Genomic DNA, 21,411 nt, shown 5'->3' on the forward strand with positions numbered 1-21,411 from the left:
CGCTTGCCGATGGGGGATCGGCCCATCGACGGTAACGAATCGGTTGCGGCCCTGCAACCGGTGTCCGATGAATCCCATTGCCCCGGAACGGGTTCGGCTCCGCCGCAGGGATACGGACCAGAACGGGCGGCACACCGTGGTGCGCCGCCCGTACCAAAGCTCATGTGCCGCTGGCTTTCTAGTCGCGCTGTTGACCCAAACTGATGCCCCGCGTCGCCAGCCAGGGCAACGGGTCGACCTTGTCGACTCCGTTCAGCCAGACCTCGAAATGGCAGTGCGGGCCGGTGGAGAAACCGCGGTTGCCGATGGTCGCGATCTGGTCGCCGGCCATGACTCGCTGTCCCTGCGACACGGTGGCGGTGTCGATATGTCCGTAGATGGTGACGGTGCCGTCATCGTGCAGCAGCCGGACCCACATACCGAAGCCCGAGGCCGGGCCCGCCTCGATCACGGTGGCGTCGGCTACGGCGTAGATAGGGGTGCCGATCGGGCCCGCGATATCGACGCCGAGGTGCTGTACGCCCCAGCGGGCGCCGAAGCCGGAGGTGAAATTGCCCGCGGCGAACTTGGTGAACAGCGGGCGGAGCTTCGAGGCCTCCTGTGCCGCCATATCTTCGGCGAACTTCTGGCCTTTTTGCAGCATGTCGCCGAACTGGCCGACGTTGGTCGGGGCCGAAACGTTCAGTACCTGCGGCGAATCCGGGGAGGTGTTGGGGTCGGCCAGGCTGACCGACTGTGCGGCGATCTCGTGGATCTGGCCAGCGGCCTCGTAGTCGACAGCGTGCGATGGCTGTTCGGGCGAGGCGAAGGCACACTGTCCGGCGGCGACCACCGCACCCGCGGCGACGGCGACGACCGCGGCGCGGCCCTTGAGTGAGGCGGGCGGTGCTGGCATCCGATGCGCGCCACCACTGCCACGGTTCGCGCGGCGGGCCGGAATGACAGTGGGACCGGCCGGAGATTCCGGATCTTCGGACTCCCAAGCAGAGTCGCCATCCCAGGACTCATCGTCATCCCAGGATCCGTCCGCCTCCGGCGTCCACGACGCTTCGGAGTCGGGGGTCCAGGAATCGTCACTCTCGGGTGTCCAGGAATCATTGGAGGCCCAGGCGCCACCGTCGGACCACGAATCGCCCTGCGCCCAGGACTGCGACTGCGACCATGAATCGGATTCCTGCTGCGGATCGGCCTGCGCCCACGAATCGTGTGCGCCCCAGGAGTTCTCGTCGAGGTCATGCCCAGCCGCACCGGCCGGCGCGGCGTACCGGTGTCCGTCGGCGGCGGACCGCCGCGAAGAGGTGCCGAACGGATCTACCGCCGCATTGGAATGGCCGCCAAATGCCTCATCGTCATCCGAACGATAACGATGTCCGGAGCGAGCGCGATTATCGGAAGCGAAGGTCGAGCGATGGTTCATCAGGAGTGCCACATCATCGAGCGAAAGATCACGGTGTCGAACTGCCTACCCAGAGGCGCTATGGAACGGCTCTCCGTCTGCGGAGTGCTGTGCTGCGTCAAGCTTGCCGTCCTCCTAGTCGTGACCGTGTTGTGACATCGACCTCAATGACGGTAACGAAACGATTGCGGGGTCCGCAAGCGCTACGTGCGATCAATCCAAACATGTGAGATTGATCACGGTAACGCACCGGAATATCTCACTGTAATCGGGGGATGTGCGTGAGATTGTCCGACGACAATGTGTAGTAGAAGCCCGTAGGCGCCGGGGTTCGGCGGCTCTACCTGGCGCACCGTCCACAACCTACCCGCGAGTAGTCTTGGCCAGGCTTTTTCCTGCCCTGAGCATCGTGCCGTGACCTGCGCCACTTACGATGAACGTGGCCGTTTAGCCCTCCATGTGACTGGTTAAAGTCCGACCGACCCGCTTCCGACGTCGGGCCGCCAACAAAGACGTTGTCATCACAACGCAGACGAGACGGTGAGTACATGGATCTCTTCGAATATCAGGCGAAGGAGCTCTTCGTTAAGCACGGAGTGCCTTCGTCCGAGGGCCGCGTCACGGACACGGCCGAAGACGCCCGCGCCATCGCGGAGGAAATCGGCAAGCCGGTGATGATCAAGTCCCAGGTGAAGGCCGGTGGCCGTGGTAAGGCGGGTGGCGTCAAGTTCGCCGCCACCCCGGATGACGCGTTCACGCACGCGCAGAACATCATCGGCCTGGATATCAAGGGCCACATCACCAAGAAGATCCTTGTCGCCGAGGCCAAGGACATCGCGGAGGAGTACTACATCTCCTTCCTGCTGGACCGCTCCAACCGCACCTACCTGGCCATGTGCTCGGTGGAAGGCGGTATGGAGATCGAAGAGGTCGCGGCAACCAAGCCGGAGCGCCTCGCCAAGGTTCCCGTCGACGCCGTCAAGGGGGTCGACCTCGCGTTCGCCCGCTCGATCGCCGAGCAGGGCCATCTGCCCGCCGACGTGCTCGACGCCGCGGCCGTGACCATCCAGAAGCTCTGGGAGGTGTTCATCGGCGAGGACGCCACGCTGGTCGAGGTCAACCCGCTGGTCCGCACCCCCGATAACGAGATCCTCGCGCTCGACGGCAAGGTCACCCTCGACGAGAACGCCGAGTTCCGGCACCCGGATCACGAGGCCTTCGCGGACAAGGACGCGACCGATCCCCTCGAGCTCAAGGCCAAGGAGAACGACCTCAACTACGTCAAGCTCGACGGTGAGGTCGGCATCATCGGCAACGGCGCGGGTCTGGTCATGTCCACCCTGGACGTCGTCGCGTACGCGGGCGAGAACCACAATGGCGTCAAGCCCGCCAACTTCCTCGACATCGGCGGTGGCGCCTCGGCCGAGGTGATGGCCGCCGGTCTGGACGTCATCCTGGGCGATGCGCAGGTCAAGAGCGTGTTCGTCAACGTCTTCGGCGGTATCACCGCATGTGACGCGGTCGCCAACGGCATCGTGAAGGCACTGGAAATCCTTGGCGCCGAGGCGAACAAGCCGCTGGTCGTCCGTCTCGACGGCAACAAGGTGGACGAGGGCCGCAAGATTCTCGTCGATGCCGCGCATCCGCTGATCACGCTTGCGCAGACAATGGACGAAGGCGCCGACAAGGCCGCCGAACTGGCAGCGGCCAAGTAAGGAAACCGGAAATGTCTATCTTCCTCAACAAGGATTCCAAGGTCATCGTCCAGGGCATCACCGGTGGTGAGGGCACCAAGCACACCGCGCTGATGCTGAAGGCTGGCACCCAGGTCGTGGGCGGTGTCAACGCGCGCAAGGCGGGCACCACCGTCGCGCACACCGATAAGGACGGCAACCCGGTCGAGCTGCCGGTGTTCGGCACCGTCGAAGAGGCCATCAAGGCGACCGGCGCCGACGTGTCCATCGCGTTCGTGCCGCCGAAGTTCTCGAAGGACGCCATCATCGAGGCCATCGACGCGGAGATCCCGCTGCTCGTGGTCATCACCGAGGGCATTCCGGTGCAGGACACCGCCTACGCGTGGGCCTACAACGTGGAGAAGGGCAACAAGACCCGGATCATCGGCCCGAACTGCCCCGGCATCATCACCCCCGGCGAGTCGCTGGTCGGCATCACCCCGGCCAACATCACCGGCAAGGGCCCGGTCGGCCTGGTGTCGAAGTCCGGCACCCTGACCTACCAGATGATGTACGAGCTGCGTGACTTCGGCTTCTCCACCGCCATCGGCATCGGCGGCGACCCGGTCATCGGCACCACCCACATCGACGCCATCGAGGCGTTCGAGAAGGATCCCGAGACCAAGCTGATCGTGATGATCGGCGAGATCGGCGGCGACGCCGAGGAGCGGGCCGCGGCCTACATCAAGGCCAACGTCACCAAGCCGGTCGTCGGTTACGTCGCGGGCTTCACCGCCCCCGAGGGCAAGACCATGGGCCACGCGGGCGCCATCGTCTCCGGTTCGGCCGGTACCGCCCAGGCGAAGAAGGACGCGCTCGAGGCTGCCGGTGTCAAGGTCGGCAAGACGCCGTCCGAGACCGCCGCACTGGCGCGCGAGATCCTGGAGAAGGCAAGCGTTACGGCCTGATCCGCTGCTTACGCACAAAGGCCGCCTTCCAGGTCCGGAAGGCGGCCTTTGTCGTTGTCTCAGAGGAAGTGGGCCACCGAGGCGATACCGAACGCGAGGCTGTACACCGCGAACGGCAGCAGTGAATTCGACTTGAAGTAGCGCTCCAGGAAACGCACCGCCGCATATGCGGCGCCGCCCGCGACGATGGACCCGACCAGAACCTGACCGAGGATGCCCTCGCCCTGCGGACCGGCGAGCGTCGGCAGCTTCAGCACGCCAGCCGCCAGGATGACCGGGGTGGCGAGCAGGAAGGCGAACTTCGCGGCGTCCTCGTGATCGAGGCCACGCAGCAGGCCGCCGACCATGGTCATGCCGGAGCGGCTGATGCCAGCGAACAGCGCGCCCGTCTGCGCGGTGCCGATGATCAACGCGTCCTTGACGGACAGATCGCCGAGGCTGGTCTGCTCCTCCGCCGTCGCCACGAAATATCCCTCTTCGATGGCCTTGGCCCGCGCCTCGGACTCGGCGAAGCGGCGGCCGTAGTCGGCCAGTGTCGGCTGGCTGCGGCGGCGCAGCACCTCGCCGGTGATCAGCACGACTCCGTTGAGCGTGAGAAACAGTCCCGCCGCAAGGGGTTTCGCGAACAATGTGCGCAACGGATGTTCCAGCAGCAGTCCGAGGATGCCGACCGGCACGGTCGCGAGCAGCACCAGCCAGGCCAGGCGCTGCGTCGAGGTCTCGATCCGCCGGGTGCGCAGCGTGGTGAGAAGACCGGTGACGATATCGACCCAGTCCTGCCAATAGAACACCAGCAGCGCGATCGCCGTTGCCACGTGCAACCCGACCACGAAGGCGAGATACGGTGTACCGGAATCGGAATCACCCTGGGTGACCAGCTCGCTCCAGGACCCACCCAGCCATGCGGGCACCAGAACGGAATGACCCAGGCTGGAAATCGGGAACAGTTCGGTTATGCCTTGCAGTGCGCCGATCACAACGGCTTGGGTATACGTGAGCATCGCTTGACAGCTTGGCACGCCGAACCCACAATGGCCCGCCCAGGATCAGACCTGTGTCCGTTTTGGAATGCTTGTCGGAGTTGACGTTTCAGTCAGTATTCGGGACCGTTTCCGCCCTGCGCCGTGGGAAGGTACCCAGAACTGGGCGTCCGACACAATGATCGCACTCGAGTGCGACCCCGGCTTCGTGACCTGGGCTCGGATAGTGATTCTGAGCGGGCCGTACACAGGGCGGCCCAGTCGTGATGTCGGAGCTGTTGCGGGCGTGGGGAATTGTCGCGGGTTCGATTCCCGTTGGCCGTGGTTTCGCAGGTCGCAGCGGCGGGTGGGCGGCCGGGCTTCGGCACTGCCATGCTGTGTGGCGTGGATGTGCTGGTGTTGGGCCCAGTGCAGGTTTGGGCAGGCGAAGACGATGTCGCCATCGATCGGCCACTGGAACGTGCGCTGCTGGTGCGGTTGGCATTGGCGGGCGGTGTACCGGTGCCGGATGGGCGACTTGCGGAGGATCTGTGGGGCGGTGATGTCGAGCGGCCGGTGCAGCGACTGCGGGTGGTGGTGTCGCGGCTACGGGCCGCACTCGGGCCGCGTGCCGAGGTCATCGGGCGCACGCCAGCCGGGTACCACGCGACCGTCAGCGCATCGGATCTGTCGACGGCCGAGGCGGCGGCGCAGCGGTTGTACGGCGCGCGCCGCGGCAGCGATCATGCCGCAGTCGCGGCAGCCGCGCGGGATGCGCTGGCGTTGTGGCGCGGGCCCGCGCTGGCGGATCTGCGGGCCGTGCCGTATGCGGCGGCCGAGGGTGAGCGCCTCGATGATTGGCGGCTATCGCTGACGGTTGCGGGGCTGGAGGCCAATCTCGAACTCGGTGCGGCCGAGGAGGTGGTCACCGAGCTCACCGGTCTGGTCGCTCGGCACCCACTGCACGAGCCGCTGTCAGGTCTGCTCGCGCTTGCGCTGTATCGCACTGGGCGACAAGCGGATGCGCTGGACCGGCTGGCCCGATTGCGAAGGCTGCTCGCCGAGGAATTGGGTGTCGACCCGGCGCCCGAGACGGCGAGGCTGGAGCTGCGCATCCTCGACCACGATCCGACGCTGCGCCCCGCGAGCGCGGCCGCCGGTGCGGCCGGCATCTACACGGCCGCAGCCCCTGTCGACACCGCCTCGGCCGCTGCACCGCATGGTGGTGTGCCGTTCGGCACCGACGTGGGTGGTGTGGCGAACGGCGGTGGTGCGGGTGGTGTGGCGCATCGCGGTGGCGGTGCCGCGCACGGTGGCGGCGCGGGCGGTGTGCCGCACGGTGGTGGTGTGGCCGGTGCACCGTTCGGCGGTGTGGCCGGTGCTCCGGTTGGCGGCGGCGTGGCTGCATCCACCGAAACAACAACCGCCGTACCCCGTCCCGACCCGGTTGTCTCGGCCCCGTTGACCAGCTTCGTCGGCCGCGGCCGCGAATTCGACACGCTCGGCGCCCGGCTCGCCGAACCCGGTCTCACCACCCTGGTCGGCGTCGCAGGCAGCGGAAAGTCCCGCCTGGCAGCCGAACTCGCCCGCGCGGCCGCCAACTCCGGCCGCGCGGTGGCCTTCGTCGAACTGGCTCCCCTGGCCAGGACCGAGGATGTGCTCCCTGCTGTCGTCGCTGCGCTCGAGGCCAATGGGCTTGCGACCGATATCTCGATCGCCCCCGACGACCCACTGCCGGGAATCATTGCGGCGCTAGGTGGTTCGAGCGCCCCCGGTAACTCCGATACGCGCAGTGACTTGCGTGCGCCGAGCGATTCAGGTGCGCCGAGTGAGTTGGGTTCGCGGAGCGGTTCGGATGCGCTGGGTGATTCGGCGGTGCTCGGCGATTTGGGCGGCACCAGTGGCTCAGCTGCGCACCGTGATTCGGGTGCGTGCAGTAGTTCAGGTGTGTCCGGTGGCGTAGGTGCGCCGAATGACTCAGGCGCCCAGAGTGATTCGGATGCCAACGAAGGCGCGCATGCGGCCGCCCTGGGCGGTTCGGATGTGTGGCATGACGTCGACGGATCGGTTGCTTCGTCGGTATCCGCGTACTCGGTTGCCGGGGGAGACGGCATCGGGCGGAGAGTTTTCCTGGTGCTCGACAACGCCGAACATGTGATCGAGCCGGTTGTCGAATTGGTCTCGACAGCTGTGAATTCCAGCGTATTGGTTACTTCGCAGCGGGCGTTGGGGGTGGCGGGAGAGTCGGTCTATCCGTTGGGGCCGCTGGAGCGGGGGATCGGGGTCGCGCTGTTCACCGAGCGGGCCGGGTTGCACGGGTTGGTGACCGCGGCCGAGCGGGAAGATCTGGTGCGGATCTGCGCAGCGGTGGATTGGCTGCCACTGGGGATCGAGTTGGCCGCCGGTCTCACTCGCACACTCACGATTTCGCAGCTGGCGCAGCGTATCGATGATCGGGTACGGCTATTGGTCGGCGGGGCGCGCGATGCCGGGGGCGGGCGGCATACGAGTCTGCGGGTGGCTCTCGACTGGAGTTATGAACTGCTGGCCGAACGGGAGCGAGCGGTCCTGCGCAGGCTCGGGGTGTTCGCCGGTGGGTGCACGCTGGAGGCGGCCGAAGCGGTTGCACCCGATGACAGTTCGAGCGATACGCGTGTGGATCTCGCGGTCGGCGATATCGCCCCCGCCCTGGCGGATCTGGTGAACCGAAGTTTGGTCACCGTCCAGAACTACGGTGCGTCACGGCGATTCGCCCTGCTGGAGACCATCCGCGATTACGCCCTCGCTCAACTCTCGGAAACCGGCGAGACCGATTCGTTGCGCGCCCGGCACGCGGACTGGGGCCTCGGGCTGGTGCGGCAAATCGGGAAGCCCGACGATTTCGCCACGGCCGAATCAGTGGCCGCGGTATTCGCCGAATGGCCGAACATCCTGGCCGCACTCGAGTACGCCCCCGGAACACCAAGAGCCGCAATCGGTTTGCGACTCGCCATTGCAATGCATGTGCCCTGGCTGGCCAGAGCCTGGTTCCGCGAGGCCCGTCGGCACTACGGTGCACTGATCGAATCGCTCGCGGCCACACCGGCCGCCCCACCAAATGCCGCCGCGACCGGGCAGGCTGATGGCACAGTGGCCGGGCGGATCGGTGGTGCCACGACTTCGCACCCCGGCGACGCTCCGGCCCCAGCCCTGGCCGACGCGCCGGTATCACCGGCCGAATTGGCCCAAGCGCTCAGTCATTACGGCTTCCACACCCTGATGACCGGCGACTTCGACTCCGCCGCGGCACAATTGGGCAGGGCGAGTGAATTGGCCGCGCCGCTCGACGATATCGAACTCGCCCAGACCGTGCGCTACTACCAGGGCATCGTCGATATAGAACGGGCCAGGCTGCCGGAGGCGGTCGCGCGGTTGCGCGAGGGGGAGCGGCTGGCGGTGCGGGTCACGCAGGCCTCGTCTTTCGCGGACGCGCTCGGCACCGCGCTGTTGTACTCGGGTGACGCCGCGGGCGCGCTCGCCGCGTATCAGCGCTCCACCGAAGTGGACCGGGTCAATGACGATGAGCACGGCCTTTCGCGCGGCCTCAGCAATCAAGCCAAGGCGCTGCTCGATCTGGGCCGCACCGAGGACGCGCTCGCACTGGCCGAAGAGTCCGACCGCTACGCCCGCCGCCTCGACGACCGGCAGATCCTGCCGCTGAACGACCTCACCCGCGCCGCCGTCGCCTTGGCTGCCGGGCAACTCGACGCGGCCGAAACCTACTGTCGGGCCGCTCTCGCCCACGAGGACGAGGCGGGTCTGGCCCGGCTCGAGCTGGCCGATGTGCTCATCGCCAAGGGGGAACTCGACGAGGCCGCGGCGCTGCTCGCGGAGCACGACGCGGCGGCCGTCGGTGGCGTCCCCGGCCTGGCGGCCCGCGCGATCGAGGCCGCGCTGCGGCACGTACAAGGTCGGCCGCATCGGATAGAGCGCATCCGTGCCGATTATCAGACGGCAGGTTTCGGCTGGCAACGCTACGTCGCCAGGCTGGAAGAGCTCGAAAAACCCGGCAGTACCTCGTGAAATGCGGGTGAAATCGCGCTGAGACGGGTGGACGAGACGCTGGTCATCGCCAACGCACACCCAACAGAAAGCGCGAACAATGACCATCAACCGCACCCGCCCCGCCCGCATCGCGGCCATCGCCGCTCTGACCGTCGCCGGTTTCATCGGCGGTATCGCACCCGCTGTCGCGGGACCGTTCGGCACGGGATCGGCACAGGCCCAGCCGGGCAACCTCGGCCCGTTCGAATACGAGTCCGAATGCCTCGCCCGCGGCAACCAAGGCATGCAGAACGGCGAATGGCAGGACTACGACTGCGTGGGCAGCTACGGCGCTTGGTATGTCGTGCCCCACTAGTTGCCGCCGGGTCATCGCATCGAGGGGTTTCGGCCCGGAGCGCCCGACGCTCCGGGCCGAATGGCGTTCCCATCGGAGGTGGTAGCACTGAATTGTTATCGGCGGACGCGGATTCGCAGAGGACCAGCGTAGACGGTGTTTTTCGGCGGCCCGGCCAGTTCCTCGAGGGTGACCGCGGCCAGCGAGTGCAGTAGCGTCAGGAGAGATCCAAGCCGTCAAGACTACGTACGACTCGACCTAGGAGACGACGACCATGTCATACCCGACCGGGGGCTCCGGGTACAACGCACCCGTGACGCCACCCGCACCTTCCAGCACCGGCCAGTCGGCTGGTACCGGCACCGAGTCCAGCGCCAAGGGCCTGCCGTATTTCCTGGTGGTCGGCGTCGCCGCGCTCGGTGTGATCAATTTCCTGCTCGGCTTTCTGCCGTTTTTCGGCCAGAAGCCGAGAAACGTCGGTGGCGGTGTGACGGTCGACGGCGGTGACACGCTCAGTCTCTTCCAATACTTCGGCGCGGCCGGGCTGCTGGCGATCCTGCTGCTCGGCGGACTGCTGGCCGGACTCTCGTTGCTGCCCAAGCAGAATTGGACCGGCGCCGCGGCCGCGGCATCGGCGGCGGGCTTCCTCGGCACGCTGTTCCTGTCCTTCACCACGCCCGACGATCTGAACGTCGAGCTGAAGTGGGGCGCCTACCTGCTGCTCTTCCTGGCCTTCGTGCAGACCGCCGTCGCGGTCGTCGCCGTGCTGTTCGAATCCGGCATCCTGACCCCGCCCGCGCCCAAACCCGCTACCCCGCAGGGCCCGCCGAGCGGATTCGGCACCGGCGGCTACGGCCAGCAGGGCGCGTTCGGCCAGAGCCAGCCCTCTCTCTTCGGCCAGAGCCCGAGCCCGTACGGCCAGAGCCAGCCGGGTCAGTCCTACGGCCAGCCGGGATACGGCAGCCAGACCGGTCCGCAGTACCAGTCGCAGCAGCCCTACGGTCAGGGCCAGCCGAGCCAGCCGTCCTACGGCCAGAGCCAGCAGCCGTCCTACGGTCAGCAGCCCTCTTATGGCCAGCAGCCCGGATATGGTGCGGCACAGCCGGGTTCGCCCTACGGTGCTTCGCCCGCCGCGCAGCCGCGCCCGGATGAGAGTGCTACCCAGCACTTCGGCGCCCAGCAGCCCGGACAGCAGTACGGCGCACCGGGTTTCGGTCAGAGCCAGCCCAGTCAGCCCAGTCAGCCGGGTCAGCCCTTCGGCGGTGAGACCGGTTCGGACCCGTCCTCGGACGCGACCCACGCGTTCCGCCCGTCGGAGGACAACAAGTAGTTCCCCGGCTCTCCCGGCGCGCACCAGACCGGGTCGGCGCGCCTGACCCGCTCGCGCCGGGGGAGCTGCCACGCTGAATTTCTATGAGCTCCCCGAGATCCCCTCTTGTTCGCCGGACCGCCGAGTCCCGCGGCGCGCCGGAGCCCTCGGCGCGGAGCGACCGATCACCGCGCGGTTCACACGCCGACGGTCTCGACGAGGCCGGATTTCTGTCGCTGACCCCGGAGCGCGCCCGCATGCTGCTCCTGGTCGCCGCCCGTCCGACGACCTACGCACTGGTCGGCATCACGATCCTGGCCCTGGCCACCCTGCTCTCCTCGGGCAGTAGCCTGGCGGGCACCTCGGGTGCGATCGCCGCGGGCTGGCTTGCGGTACACCAGGTTCCGCTGGTGATCGGCAAGACCTCGCTCGGACTCCTACCGCTGTTGCCGACCGGACTGCTGGTCTGGTTGTGCGGTCGGGATTGCGCTCGAGCGGTCGAGCCGGAGAGTTCGCGCACCGATCTCGGCTGGATCGTCGGTGCGGCGCTGGCCGGGCCGCTGCTGGTCACGGCCGTCTGTCTGGCGGTCGCCGAGGATGCCTCCGGTGTCGTCGCGCTGCAGCCGCCGAATACCCTCACCGCCTTCGGCTGGATCGGTGGTCTGTACCTGGTCGCCGCGGCGGGCGGCATCGCGAGCCGGAACCGGCGCAGGCTTTTCACGCTGCTGCGCCTGCCCGACTGGGCGGTCGCCGGCACATTCGCCGCGGGCCGGTCAGTGCTGCGCTTGCTGGCCTGCGCCACCGTGGTCGTCATCGTGTCCTTCTTCGTGCACTGGTCGCGCATCGGCGATACCTATCAGACCGCGGGCAATGCGGCGGGTGTGATCGGGCTGAGCCTGCTCGCACTGGCTTATCTGCCGAATGTGGTGCTCGGGGCCGTCGGTGTAGTTGTCGGCTCCGGCGCGCAATTCGGCGATGCGTCGATCGGTGTGTTCTCCGTTGTCGGCGGGCCGATTCCAGCCGTTCCGGTCATGGCGGCGGTGCCGCCCGGCCCTGCCGCTGGCTGGTGGCCGGTGCTGTTGCTCATCCCGGCGGCCGTGGGTGTGCTCGGCGGGCTGGATATCGGACGCACCTCCAATGACCGTGCCGGCGCACCGTGGGCGACATTGACCTCGGCCGGGGTGGCCACCGTGGTGCTGATGCTGCTCGGCGCGGTCGCGGGCGGTGACCTCGGCACCTTCGGACATATGGGTCTGGACCTGCCGATCTTCGCGGCGGTGACCTTCGGCTGGTTGGCCGCCGCCGGATACGTGGGCCTGGTGTTCGCGCGCTGGTTCATCGTTCCGGTCGGCGCGCCGATCACCGATTATCACGATGATCACGACGACTATGACGAAGACGATCAGTACGACGACTATGACGATGATCACCACGAGGGCGATCACTACGACGAATACGACGACTACGACGACGACTACGAGGACTACGACGGCCCCGACCTCGAGGTAGAACTCGATGCCGAACTCGTCGACGAGCAGACTTCCATCGCCACCTCGCGCGCCGCGGGCAGCAACACCTTCCCCGACATCGTCGATGCCGAAGTGGTCGAGGCGGACCTGCCGGAAAGTGACCGGGTGGACGGTCGTTAGGCTTTACCCGGCGGTGTCGCACCGCCTCCGCCGTTCGACCGACACGCAGGAGTAGAGCGCTGGCCTCCCCGAATGCCCCCTTGGTGCCCGCAACGGCCCCGGCAACCGTAGTCGTGCTGGCCTCTGGCACCGGGTCATTGCTGCGCGCCCTCATCGAGGCCGCGGTCGCGCCGGACTATCCGGCGACCATTGCCGCTGTCGGAGTCGACCGGGTCTGCCAGGCCACCGAACACGCGGCCGCCGCGGGGATCCCGAACTTCCGGATGGTGTTGCGGGACTTTCCCGATCGGGCCGCCTGGGATGTCGCGCTGACCGATGCGGTCGCCGCCTACGAACCCGATCTGGTGGTCTCGGCTGGATTCATGAAGCTCCTCGGCCCGGCCTTCCTGGCCCGCTTCGGCGGCCGGATCATCAATACCCACCCCGCGCTGCTGCCCGCATTCCCCGGCGCGCACGGGGTCCGCGACGCGCTCGCGTACGGGGTGAAGGTCACCGGTTCGACCGTGCACCTGGTCGATTCCGGCATCGATACCGGCCCGATACTCGCGCAGGAAGCGGTGGTCGTGCTCGACAGCGACGACGAGGCCACGCTGCACGAGCGCATCAAGGTTGTCGAGCGACGGTTACTGGCGGAGGTTGTCGCCGCCGTCGCCACCAGAGGCATTGTCTCCGACGGACGAAAGGCAGTAATTCCAGATGAGCGGGTACTTCGGTGAGTGAGCGCAGCGAACGACCATTGGATCCAGCTGGGCGTAAGGGGATTTCCAGGGCGCTGATCAGCGTCTACGACAAGACGGGCCTGATCGAGCTCGCGAGCGGACTGCACGCCGCTGGTGTCGAACTGGTCTCGACCGGTTCGACCGCGGGCAAGATCGCCGAAGCGGGCATTCCGGTGACCAAGGTCGAGGATCTGACCGGGTTCCCGGAGACGCTCGACGGCCGGGTCAAGACCCTGCACCCGCGGGTGCACGCAGGCATCCTCGCCGACACCCGCAAGGCCGAACACGTCGACCAACTGGTCGAACTCGGTGTCGAGGCATTCCAGCTCGTCGTGGTGAATCTGTACCCGTTCACCCAGACCGTGGCCAGTGGCGCCAGCAACGACGAATGCGTCGAGCAGATCGATATCGGCGGCCCGTCCATGGTGCGCGCCGCCGCCAAGAACCACCCGTCGGTCGCGGTGGTCGTCAACAGCGGCGACTACGACGATGTGCTCGCCGCGGTGCGGTCGGGCGGTTTCACCCTCGCCGAGCGGACTGCGTTGGCGGCCAAGGCATTCCAGCACACTGCAAGCTATGACGTCGCGGTCGCGAGCTGGATGTCCAGCGTGCTCGCCCCCGCCGGCGAACCGAATGAGGCTGCCGCACAGCAGTTCCCGAGCTGGATCGGTGGCACCTGGGATCGCGCTTCGGTGCTGCGCTACGGCGAGAACCCGCATCAGGCCGCCGCGCTCTACACCCAGAACGACGGCAGCCAGGGGCTGGCGCAGGCAAAGCAGTTGCACGGCAAGGAAATGTCGTACAACAACTACACCGATGCCGATGCCGCCTGGCGCGCCGCCTACGACCATGCCGCGCCTGCCGTCGCGATCATCAAGCACGCCAACCCCTGTGGCATCGCGATCGGCGCGGATATCGCCGAGGCGCACCGCAAGGCGCACGCGTGCGATCCGGTGAGCGCCTATGGCGGCGTGATCGCTGCCAATGGTGAGGTCACCGTCGAGATGGCCGAACAGGTCTCCGAAATCTTCACCGAGGTGATCGTCGCACCGTCCTACGCCGACGGCGCCGTCGAGGTGCTGCAGCGCAAGAAGAACGTGCGCATCCTGGTCGCCGAGCCGCCACGGCGCGGTGGCGCCGAACTGCGCCCGATCAGCGGCGGCGTGCTGCTGCAGGTGCGCGACATCCTCGACGCCCCTGGCGACGACCCGGAGAACTGGACCCTGGTCGCGGGCGAAGCGGCCGACGCGGAAACCCTCGCCGACCTCGAATTCGCTTGGCGCGCCTGCCGTGCCGTGAAGTCCAACGCGATCCTGCTCGCCCACGACGGCGCCTCGGTCGGCGTCGGTATGGGCCAGGTCAACCGGGTCGACGCGGTCGGCCTCGCGGTGCAGCGCGCCGGCGACCGCGCCAAGGGTTCGGTCGCCGCCTCGGACGCGTTCTTCCCGTTCTCCGATGGTCCGCAGCAGCTCATCCAGGCCGGAATCCGGGCCATCGTGCAGCCCGGCGGCTCGGTCCGCGACCAGGACACCATCGACCTGGCCAGGGAAGCCGGCGTAACCCTGTACCTCACGGGCTCCCGCCACTTCGCCCACTGACCCCACAGCGGGCGGGCGCCACCCGGCTCCCGCCCGCTTCACACGGCAAAGCACCCACCGACGGTAGTCAAAAGGTGGCTGTATGCGCCATAACCACTGGATGTGCGGCAGCTTCGGGGGAGTGCGTCTAGCCCGCGCTGAGGACTTGTCGACTTCCCAGTGGGGCCTTCAGTGGTACTTCGAGTGTGCCGAAGACCGCGATCATCGTGCACATCCGCCCGACCGCATCGGCGCGCGTCCCGGAGCGCAACTCGACGGTGACCGTCGAATCCGTTTCGGTGACGCTCGCATCCACCCCGTAGCACTCGGGAGTTCCGGTCTCGAAATTGACGGCGATCCGATCGTCGGCCACCCGTGACCACGAGGTGAACGGAATCGGATGCGCGCCGACAATGGTCGGATCAGCGACGAACATCCGGCCCGCGTCGGCGGGTTTGCCTTCGGTCGGCATGGTCTTCGCCGCACTGGTCGTCGTCTTCACTTGCGCGCCATCATTATCGGAGCCACCGCATCCGGTGACGGCAAGGCCGACGAACACTGCGACGGCGACTGCGGCGGGCCAAACCCCCGACATCCGATACATACCGACAACCCTAATCGACCCGCCGATGTGCCGGGACGAAGCGCACCCAGCAAACCATGAGAACCACCGCGTCGGATTGTGCGACAAGATGATAGAGCGATGAAGCCAACACAGTGAACTTTCGGCTAAGCCTGCGCGTAATACCTCCGCGCCGCTCGCCCGCACAGTAGATTCGGGGCCGATACGCACCGATCGGGGTTCGTGGCGCGTATCGAGTCGGATGCTTTGCAAGGTAAACCTTCGAAAGGAAGAACGTGGGCGACACGCTGCGCGTAGGTGAAGAACTCGGGCTCGGCCAGGCTTTGGTCGGCGGTGCGTACACCCTGACCCTGCAGCCCGATGGCAACCTGGTGCTGTCGGAACCGGACGGAAATGTCGTGTGGTCCACCCTGACTCACGATCAGGGGGTCGAGCGGGCCGTCCTGCAGGAGGATGGCAACTTCGTGCTCTACAAGGGTGAGGGCGCCGCGTGGTCCACCGAGACCAACGGCCGCGATGCCGACCGGCTGACTGTGCAGGCCGACCGCAATGTCGTGCTGTACGGCAAGGACGGCAGCGCGCTGTGGGCGTCGGACACTCAGACCGACAACCCGCTGCCCGCCCCGGAGCCGGTTGCCGAGCCGGTTGCCGAGCAGGTCGCCGCACCCGCCGAAGAAGTTCCGCCCCCGCCGCCCGCGGCGCAGACCTACACGGTCGAGCCGGGCGACACCCTGTGGGCCATCGCCGAGCGCTTCTATGGCGACGGCAACCGCTACCAGGAGATCGCGAATGCCAGCGGCATCGATAACCCGGATGCGATCAACCCCGGCCAGGTGCTGACCATTCCGTAACATTGGCTCTGTTTTTGGCCGCGCGGGCGCGGCGTGTTCGCGGCCCCCTTGGTCTCGCGTCCGAGCCGTCGAGACTCGCGCCTTCGGCGCATCGCTTCGACGACTCGGACGCGAGACGGGCCGCGAACGGGTCGCTCGTAAGACTCGCTCCGTCGGGGGTACCGATGTGCGGATCGTTCGGCGTTGGACGTATACCGGCACAGTGGTCGAGACTCGTGCCTTCGGCGCATCGCTTCGACGGCTCGGACGTGAGACGGTCCGCGAACGTCGCTCGTAAGACTCGCTCCGTCGGGGGCGCCGATGTGCGGATCGTTCGGCGTTGGACGTATACCGGCACAGTGGTCGAAACTTGTGGCTGCCCGATGCGCATGCGCTTCGACGGCTCGGACGTGAGACGGTCCGCGAACGTCGCTCGTAGGACTCGCTCCGTTGTGGCTGGGTAGGCAGTCATCTTTCGACGCAGCAAACATCAAGGGCCCCGAAGCAATGCCTCGGGGCCCTGTTCATCGGTCGGTGCTTACCGGCTGGTGAAGGGCAACAGCGCCATTTCGCGGGCGTTCTTCACCGCGACGGCGACTTGGCGCTGCTGCTGCGGGGTGAGCCCGGTGACCCGGCGGCTGCGGATCTTGCCGCGGTCGGAGATGAAGGTGCGCAGCAGGTTGACGTCCTTGTAGTCGACCGTCTCGACGCCCGCCGCGATCAGCGGGTTCTTCTTCGGGCGACGGGCTTGCTCGGCGCGAACCTTCTTCGAGGGTGCTCGCTTGACTGCCATGTGACGGGTTTCCTTCTCGAGATCAGTGGTTGTCTACCAGCTCGATTTGTGCACACCGGGGAGTTCACCCCGATGGGCCATCTCGCGCACACGTACGCGGGAGAGTCCGAACTTCCGGAGATGTCCGCGCGGTCGTCCGTCCGCGGCGTCCCGATTGCGCAATCGTACCGGACTGGCATCGCGGGGCAGCCGCTGTAGCGCGGACTGTGCCGCCGCGCGGTCTTCCTCGGAAGTGGTCGGCTTGCGGATGAGTTCAGTGAGTTCGGCGCGGCGCATCGCATAGCGGGCGACGATCTGCTTGCGCTGCTCATTGCGGACGACCTTCGACTTCTTGGCCATCAGCGCTCCTCGCGGAAGTCGACGTGCCTGCGCACCACCGGATCGTATTTGCGCAGCACCATCCGGTCCGGATCATTGCGTCGGTTCTTCCGGGTGACGTAGGTATATCCCGTTCCCGCAGTGGATTTCAGTTTGACGATCGGCCGGATATCGGTCGATTTCGAGGCCATGAAAGCTCCTTCAGATCTTGTCGCCGCGGGCTCGGCTCTGTCTATTGGGCCGCTTCGCCTCGCTCCGCCGGATCCGGGCGACGACCGCCTCGATCCCGTCCCGGTCGATGGTCTTGATGCCTTTGGCGGAGACCGTCAGCGTGATGCGCCGGTCCTCGCTGGGCAGGTAGTAGGTCTTGCGCTGGATATTGGGGTTCCAGCGCCGGCTCGTCCGCTTATGCGAGTGCGATACGGACTTGCCGAATCCCGGCTTGCGCCCGGTGACCTGGCAGTGGGCCGACATAGGGGCTCCCTTCCAGTAGTTGACAATCATTTTCGACAACGGCTGTTCGACAATGTACCGTTGCTCGACAGGAAATGAAAATCATTATCGAAAGGAGTGCTGTGGTGGATCCCGCCCTACTCCCATCCGGGCGGCAGTCCGACCGGAGAACGCCCGTCGTGGTGGTCGCCGGATTCACCGGACCGGCCGCGGCGGGTGCAGCCCGACTGGCCGCGGCGTTGCGCGAAACGCCGGGCACCGTCACCATTCGCCACGACCTGAGCGGGCTCGGCGAGGGCATCGTGCACCGCACCGTCCGCATCGGCGAGCAGGAGACCTCGACCGTACTCGAGCTCGCACACGGCTGCGTGTCCTGCACCCTGCGCATTGATCTGCTGCCGCTGCTGTGCGTGCTCGCCGCCCGCGATTCGGTGAATCGTATTGTGCTGGAACTCGATCCGGCCTTCGACGCGGAGGCGGTATGCCAGGCGATCGAGAATATCGCCGTCACCGGTGTGGTCGGCCGCATCGACGGTCCGGCCGCGCGTGAGGTGCGAGTCGAGGCCGTGCTCACCTGTCTGGACGCGCGGACCTGGTTGGCCGATGCCACCGGCGAGGACACACTCGTCGAGCGCGGATCGGTGACCGCGGACGACGACCGGACCGTGGCCCGAGTAACGGTCGGTCAGGTCGACGTCGCGGATGCCGTTGTGGCGCTGGGCAATACCGGCGACACCATCGATCAGGCGCGGCTCGCCGCGGTGTTGTCCCGACTCGTACCAGACGCGCCGGTGGCCTGGGTGGACGATATCGATCTGCTCCGCGCGGCCGAGGTCGAAGCACTGCTCGCACGCATTCCGGCCCACGCTCGGCGCGGTCGCATCTTCGACGCACACGCGCCCCTGCTGCGCGGCCAACCGCCGCTGGGCACCGAATACGGTGTGGCCCTGGTCGAATTCGCCGCGAGTCGCCCGTTCCATCCGGCCCGCCTGCACGAAGCCCTCGATGTGCTCTTCGACGGCGTAGTGACCGCGCGTGGGCGGATCTGGCTGGCGACCCAGCCGAACGAGGTCGTATGGCTGGAGTCCGCGGGCGGCGGATTACAGGTCGGCGGTGCCGGACCGTGGCTGGCCGCCATGAGCCCGAGCGAGTTGGCACAAGCCGATCCCATGCGCAGGGCGATGGCCGCGCTGCGCTGGGACGACCAGTTCGGCGACCGGGATATTTCGCTGGTGATCCTGGTCCACGACGCGGACCCGGCCGAAATTCGCCAGGCCCTGCACTGGGCGCTGGTCGAGGACGACGAACTGCGCCTGGTGGAAGGCGCGCCCGAGCGAGTCGCGCAGTGGGAGGACCCGTTCGGCGATTGGCATGCCGATCCCTGTGAGACCAGCGAACCCACCGGCCTGCCGTTCGACGGACAGGCGAAAAGCCCAAGAGGAGAGGCGAAGTGAAGACAGGGATGCATCCGGACTATCACCCCGTGGTATTCGAGGACTCGAGCACCGGAAAGCGCTTCCTGACCAGATCCACCGCCACCAGCACCCGCACCGTCGAGTGGGTGGACGGCAATACCTACCCGCTGCTGGTCGTGGACGTAACCTCCGATTCGCACCCGTTCTGGACCGGCGCGCACCGCGTGCTGGACACCCAGGGCCGGGTGGAGAAGTTCGAACGCAAATTCGGCAAACGGACGCGGGCGACGTCCCAGCCCGGACGAGGGGCGGGCTGATATGGCGGTGCCCAAGCGCAGGATGTCGCGGTCGAACACCCGCAGCCGCCGCTCACAGTGGCAGGCGAACCCACCCGACCTGGTGCCGGTCAGCGCCGGTGGGGTCGTGCACAAGGTGCCGCGCCGTGTGGTGCGGGCGGTTGAGCGGGGACTGATTGACCCAGTGCAACTTTGACGCACTGACCGTCTCGCGTCCGAGTCGTCGAAGCGATGCGCATCGGGCAGGCACAAGTTTCGACCACTGTGCCGGTATACGTCCAACGCCGAACGATCCACACATCGGCGCCCCGACGGAGCGAGTCTCGACGGCTCGGACGCGAGACCAAGGGGGCCGCGAACCCGCCGCGCCCGCGCGGCCAAAAACAGAGCCGCCAACACTCAGCGCCGAAGGCGCTGCCAATGTCTCAGCCGAGCTGTACCAAGGTGGCGGCGAGCTGGAAGAACTTGTTGTTACCGAGGTCGGCGATCGTCTTGATCTTCAGGGCCTCCAGAAGCTGCTTATCGTGCGCTTCGGTGAGGCCGGCCAGCGCCGACGGCGGGGCGGAGAGGATTTCCTCGAGCGACTTGTTCCCGTATTCCTTGTCGAGAACTTTGTCGAGCACCACGTTGACGGCCATGCGAACTCCTTCGAACGAACCGGTAGGTGCCAAGCCGACGATAGCTCGCGCGCTGCTGTCGTGGGACGTGAACGCGCCAGGCCGGTGGTTGATCGACCGGATCCGCTGGATGAGAACTTCGCTTCGGTTCCGGATCGGAACCGCTCACGCTGATGGCAATCTGATAGCTAACGAAGTGACCCGCGCCACATGGCAATTTTCCAGTGTTCCGATTGCGTCCCGGTAGCTCGCAGGTCAATTACGTACTGAGAGTTGGTTTTTCGTATCCGTAAAAGTCTCGGCGCAGTGATGATTTCGTGCTCTCGCGCCGGTACCCTCATCCGAGAGGGCGGGTTCTTGGAATCCCGGTTCGCCGGATTTCCGAGAACCCGCTCATCGCCAAACTTCTGGCCCCTCGGCCGATTTCTCCGCCTCACGGCTTCCGGGCAAACCCGGCAACTCCGGCAACAGGGATTCCAGCCGGGCCAGTTGCTCACCTACGAAGTCGGCTGGACCCTCGATCAGCGAGAGCGGCCACGGCCAGTGCGGTCCGTCCAACCGCTTGACCTCCTCGACCAGATCCGCCGTCGTGGCTTCGAGTTCGCTGACCTCGGTACGTAATTCGCCGATTTGCGTGCGCAGATCGGCCGATTCCTGCTCCAACTCCTGGATCCGCTGTAGTGCCGCGGCCACCCCATCCACCAGGGTGCGGTTGCGGCCCTCCGCATCGGTGCCCAGCTGCGGCCAGCCGGACAGGCCGGGACCGCGCAGTTGGATCTGGATATCGCGCAGTACCGCGTCCTGTTCCGGCGTCACGTCCGGTTCCTCCTGTACAAAGTCCCATTGGCCGAAATCCATTGTCCCGGCTTCGTTCACATCGCAGCGCACGCCGCCGACGATCACCTGCTGTGATGTCTGATAGATATTGCGTCGGGCCTCGACATTGGTCCCGGACCAGGCAGCGGTCTGCCACGACCACGCGGCGACACCCGCGTCCAATGCCCGGCTGATCGACCAGAACCCGCCGTAGATACCGACATTCGCGGCGCCGAGCACGGCGGCCGCTCCCTGGAGATAGGCATTGATCGCGAGCTGATCCTGCGGCGTCGAGTCGAAATCCGCGGAGAAGTAGATCGGCCGATCCGACCGACCGCCACAGCGCAGCACCTGCGCCAAACCCGCACGGGCATCGACGATTCCGGCGTCATAGCCGTCCAGCATCCTGGCCGCGGTGGTTTCCCAGTTCGACACGATGGAGATGTCGTGCGCTCGCAGATCATCGGCCTCGGCGGGAGTCAACTGCTTGCCGGGCAGTGTGGGACCACCGTCGGAGAGGTAGCGCACCACGAAGTCGTATCCGGCCGCTTGGATGGCCGCGCCGCCGGGACGTCCCGCAGCGTAGTCCAGACCGAAACGCATACTCCCACTGTAGGTGGGGCGTCGGCCGAAATCGGCGGCATTGCCGAACCCGCCCGAAC

Annotated in this window: 21 protein-coding genes; 12 read left to right on the top strand and 9 right to left on the bottom strand. The window is 66.8% G+C overall.

Going from position 1 to position 21,411, the window contains the following annotated elements; genetic code table 11:
• Window positions 1–178: 178 nt before the first annotated feature.
• The gene (locus ACQP1G_RS05610) at window positions 179–1,417 is read right to left on the bottom strand and encodes a peptidoglycan DD-metalloendopeptidase family protein (RefSeq protein WP_433208184.1); all 1,239 of its coding nucleotides are present in this window, start codon (window positions 1,415–1,417) and stop codon (window positions 179–181) included.
• A gap of 527 nt (window positions 1,418–1,944) precedes the next feature.
• Here ACQP1G_RS05610 and sucC point away from each other — a divergent pair.
• Both sucC and sucD read left to right on the top strand, forming a co-directional pair.
• Window positions 1,945–3,111, top strand: coding sequence for an ADP-forming succinate--CoA ligase subunit beta (gene sucC / locus ACQP1G_RS05615; protein WP_433199025.1), 1,167 nt, complete (start codon window positions 1,945–1,947; stop codon window positions 3,109–3,111).
• 11 nt (window positions 3,112–3,122) lie between these two features.
• Window positions 3,123–4,037 carry a succinate--CoA ligase subunit alpha gene (gene sucD / locus ACQP1G_RS05620; protein WP_063036866.1) on the top strand — a complete coding sequence of 305 codons (915 nt, stop codon included), beginning with the start codon at window positions 3,123–3,125 and terminating at the stop codon, window positions 4,035–4,037.
• Between the two features lie 59 nt (window positions 4,038–4,096).
• On the opposite strand, the gene ACQP1G_RS05625 is transcribed toward sucD, so the two are convergent.
• The gene (locus ACQP1G_RS05625; RefSeq protein ID WP_433199027.1) at window positions 4,097–5,038 is read right to left on the bottom strand and encodes an undecaprenyl-diphosphate phosphatase; all 942 of its coding nucleotides are present in this window, start codon (window positions 5,036–5,038) and stop codon (window positions 4,097–4,099) included.
• Window positions 5,039–5,401: 363 nt separating this feature from the next.
• On the opposite strand from ACQP1G_RS05625, the gene ACQP1G_RS05630 reads away from it, so the two are divergent.
• The 6 genes from ACQP1G_RS05630 (at window position 5,402) to purH (ending at window position 14,649) form a co-directional block, all read left to right on the top strand.
• Complete coding sequence (locus tag ACQP1G_RS05630) at window positions 5,402–9,058, top strand: BTAD domain-containing putative transcriptional regulator (protein ID WP_433199029.1); 3,657 nt, start codon at window positions 5,402–5,404, stop codon at window positions 9,056–9,058.
• Window positions 9,059–9,137: 79 nt separating this feature from the next.
• A complete protein-coding gene (locus ACQP1G_RS05635) occupies window positions 9,138–9,395 on the top strand; it encodes a hypothetical protein (RefSeq protein ID WP_433199031.1) in 258 nt (85 codons plus the stop codon).
• A 253-nt stretch (window positions 9,396–9,648) separates the two neighbouring features.
• Window positions 9,649–10,704 (top strand): DUF5336 domain-containing protein, encoded by a 1,056-nt coding sequence (locus tag ACQP1G_RS05640; RefSeq protein ID WP_433199033.1) that lies wholly within the window; start codon window positions 9,649–9,651, stop codon window positions 10,702–10,704.
• Window positions 10,705–10,787: 83 nt separating this feature from the next.
• Complete coding sequence (locus tag ACQP1G_RS05645) at window positions 10,788–12,332, top strand: cell division protein PerM (protein WP_433199035.1); 1,545 nt, start codon at window positions 10,788–10,790, stop codon at window positions 12,330–12,332.
• 83 nt (window positions 12,333–12,415) lie between these two features.
• Entirely contained in the window at window positions 12,416–13,048 is a 633-nt protein-coding gene (purN, locus tag ACQP1G_RS05650; RefSeq protein WP_433208187.1) for a phosphoribosylglycinamide formyltransferase, read from the top strand.
• The gene (gene purH, locus ACQP1G_RS05655; protein WP_433199037.1) at window positions 13,045–14,649 is read left to right on the top strand and encodes a bifunctional phosphoribosylaminoimidazolecarboxamide formyltransferase/IMP cyclohydrolase; all 1,605 of its coding nucleotides are present in this window, start codon (window positions 13,045–13,047) and stop codon (window positions 14,647–14,649) included. Before purN ends, purH begins: the two co-directional genes overlap by 4 nt.
• Before the next feature lie 127 nt (window positions 14,650–14,776).
• Here purH and ACQP1G_RS05660 read toward each other — a convergent pair whose 3' ends face one another.
• Window positions 14,777–15,223: a hypothetical protein gene (locus ACQP1G_RS05660; protein ID WP_433208189.1), complete on the bottom strand. Its 447-nt coding sequence runs from the start codon at window positions 15,221–15,223 to the stop codon at window positions 14,777–14,779.
• 263 nt (window positions 15,224–15,486) lie between these two features.
• Here ACQP1G_RS05660 and ACQP1G_RS05665 point away from each other — a divergent pair, with 263 nt between their 5' ends.
• On the top strand, window positions 15,487–16,062 hold the full coding sequence (locus ACQP1G_RS05665) for a LysM peptidoglycan-binding domain-containing protein (RefSeq protein ID WP_433199039.1): 576 nt from the start codon (window positions 15,487–15,489) through the stop codon (window positions 16,060–16,062).
• 517 nt (window positions 16,063–16,579) lie between these two features.
• Here the strand turns inward: ACQP1G_RS05665 and rpsR are convergent.
• From rpsR to rpmB, 4 genes are read right to left on the bottom strand one after another with little or no spacing between them, the layout of a single operon-like run.
• Window positions 16,580–16,834 carry a 30S ribosomal protein S18 gene (rpsR, locus tag ACQP1G_RS05670; protein WP_040695439.1) on the bottom strand — a complete coding sequence of 85 codons (255 nt, stop codon included), beginning with the start codon at window positions 16,832–16,834 and terminating at the stop codon, window positions 16,580–16,582.
• 33 nt (window positions 16,835–16,867) lie between these two features.
• Window positions 16,868–17,173 carry a 30S ribosomal protein S14 gene (gene rpsN, locus ACQP1G_RS05675; protein WP_433199041.1) on the bottom strand — a complete coding sequence of 102 codons (306 nt, stop codon included), beginning with the start codon at window positions 17,171–17,173 and terminating at the stop codon, window positions 16,868–16,870.
• The gene (rpmG, locus tag ACQP1G_RS05680; RefSeq protein WP_433199043.1) at window positions 17,173–17,343 is read right to left on the bottom strand and encodes a 50S ribosomal protein L33; all 171 of its coding nucleotides are present in this window, start codon (window positions 17,341–17,343) and stop codon (window positions 17,173–17,175) included. Before rpmG ends, rpsN begins: the two co-directional genes overlap by 1 nt.
• Before the next feature lie 10 nt (window positions 17,344–17,353).
• Entirely contained in the window at window positions 17,354–17,626 is a 273-nt protein-coding gene (rpmB, locus tag ACQP1G_RS05685) for a 50S ribosomal protein L28 (RefSeq protein WP_433199045.1), read from the bottom strand.
• 104 nt (window positions 17,627–17,730) lie between these two features.
• Between rpmB and mrf the strand changes: the two genes are divergently transcribed.
• The 3 genes from mrf to rpmF are packed head-to-tail and all read left to right on the top strand — an operon-like array spanning window position 17,731 to window position 19,512.
• The gene (gene mrf / locus ACQP1G_RS05690) at window positions 17,731–19,059 is read left to right on the top strand and encodes a ribosome hibernation factor-recruiting GTPase MRF (RefSeq protein WP_433199047.1); all 1,329 of its coding nucleotides are present in this window, start codon (window positions 17,731–17,733) and stop codon (window positions 19,057–19,059) included.
• Window positions 19,056–19,337, top strand: a complete 282-nt coding sequence (locus ACQP1G_RS05695) for a type B 50S ribosomal protein L31 (RefSeq protein ID WP_433199049.1) — start codon at window positions 19,056–19,058, stop codon at window positions 19,335–19,337. The genes mrf and ACQP1G_RS05695 overlap by 4 nt, the downstream gene beginning before the upstream one ends.
• A gap of 1 nt (window position 19,338) precedes the next feature.
• On the top strand, window positions 19,339–19,512 hold the full coding sequence (gene rpmF, locus ACQP1G_RS05700; protein ID WP_433199051.1) for a 50S ribosomal protein L32: 174 nt from the start codon (window positions 19,339–19,341) through the stop codon (window positions 19,510–19,512).
• A gap of 229 nt (window positions 19,513–19,741) precedes the next feature.
• Here rpmF and ACQP1G_RS05705 read toward each other — a convergent pair whose 3' ends face one another.
• Window positions 19,742–19,954 (bottom strand): hypothetical protein, encoded by a 213-nt coding sequence (locus tag ACQP1G_RS05705; protein WP_433199053.1) that lies wholly within the window; start codon window positions 19,952–19,954, stop codon window positions 19,742–19,744.
• Window positions 19,955–20,326: 372 nt separating this feature from the next.
• Complete coding sequence (locus ACQP1G_RS05710; protein WP_433199055.1) at window positions 20,327–21,352, bottom strand: glycoside hydrolase domain-containing protein; 1,026 nt, start codon at window positions 21,350–21,352, stop codon at window positions 20,327–20,329.
• Window positions 21,353–21,411: the final 59 nt, after the last annotated feature.

Origin of the sequence: Nocardia sp. CA-107356 (genome assembly GCF_050946365.1) — a bacterium.
Taxonomy (GTDB): Bacteria; Actinomycetota; Actinomycetes; order Mycobacteriales; family Mycobacteriaceae; genus Nocardia.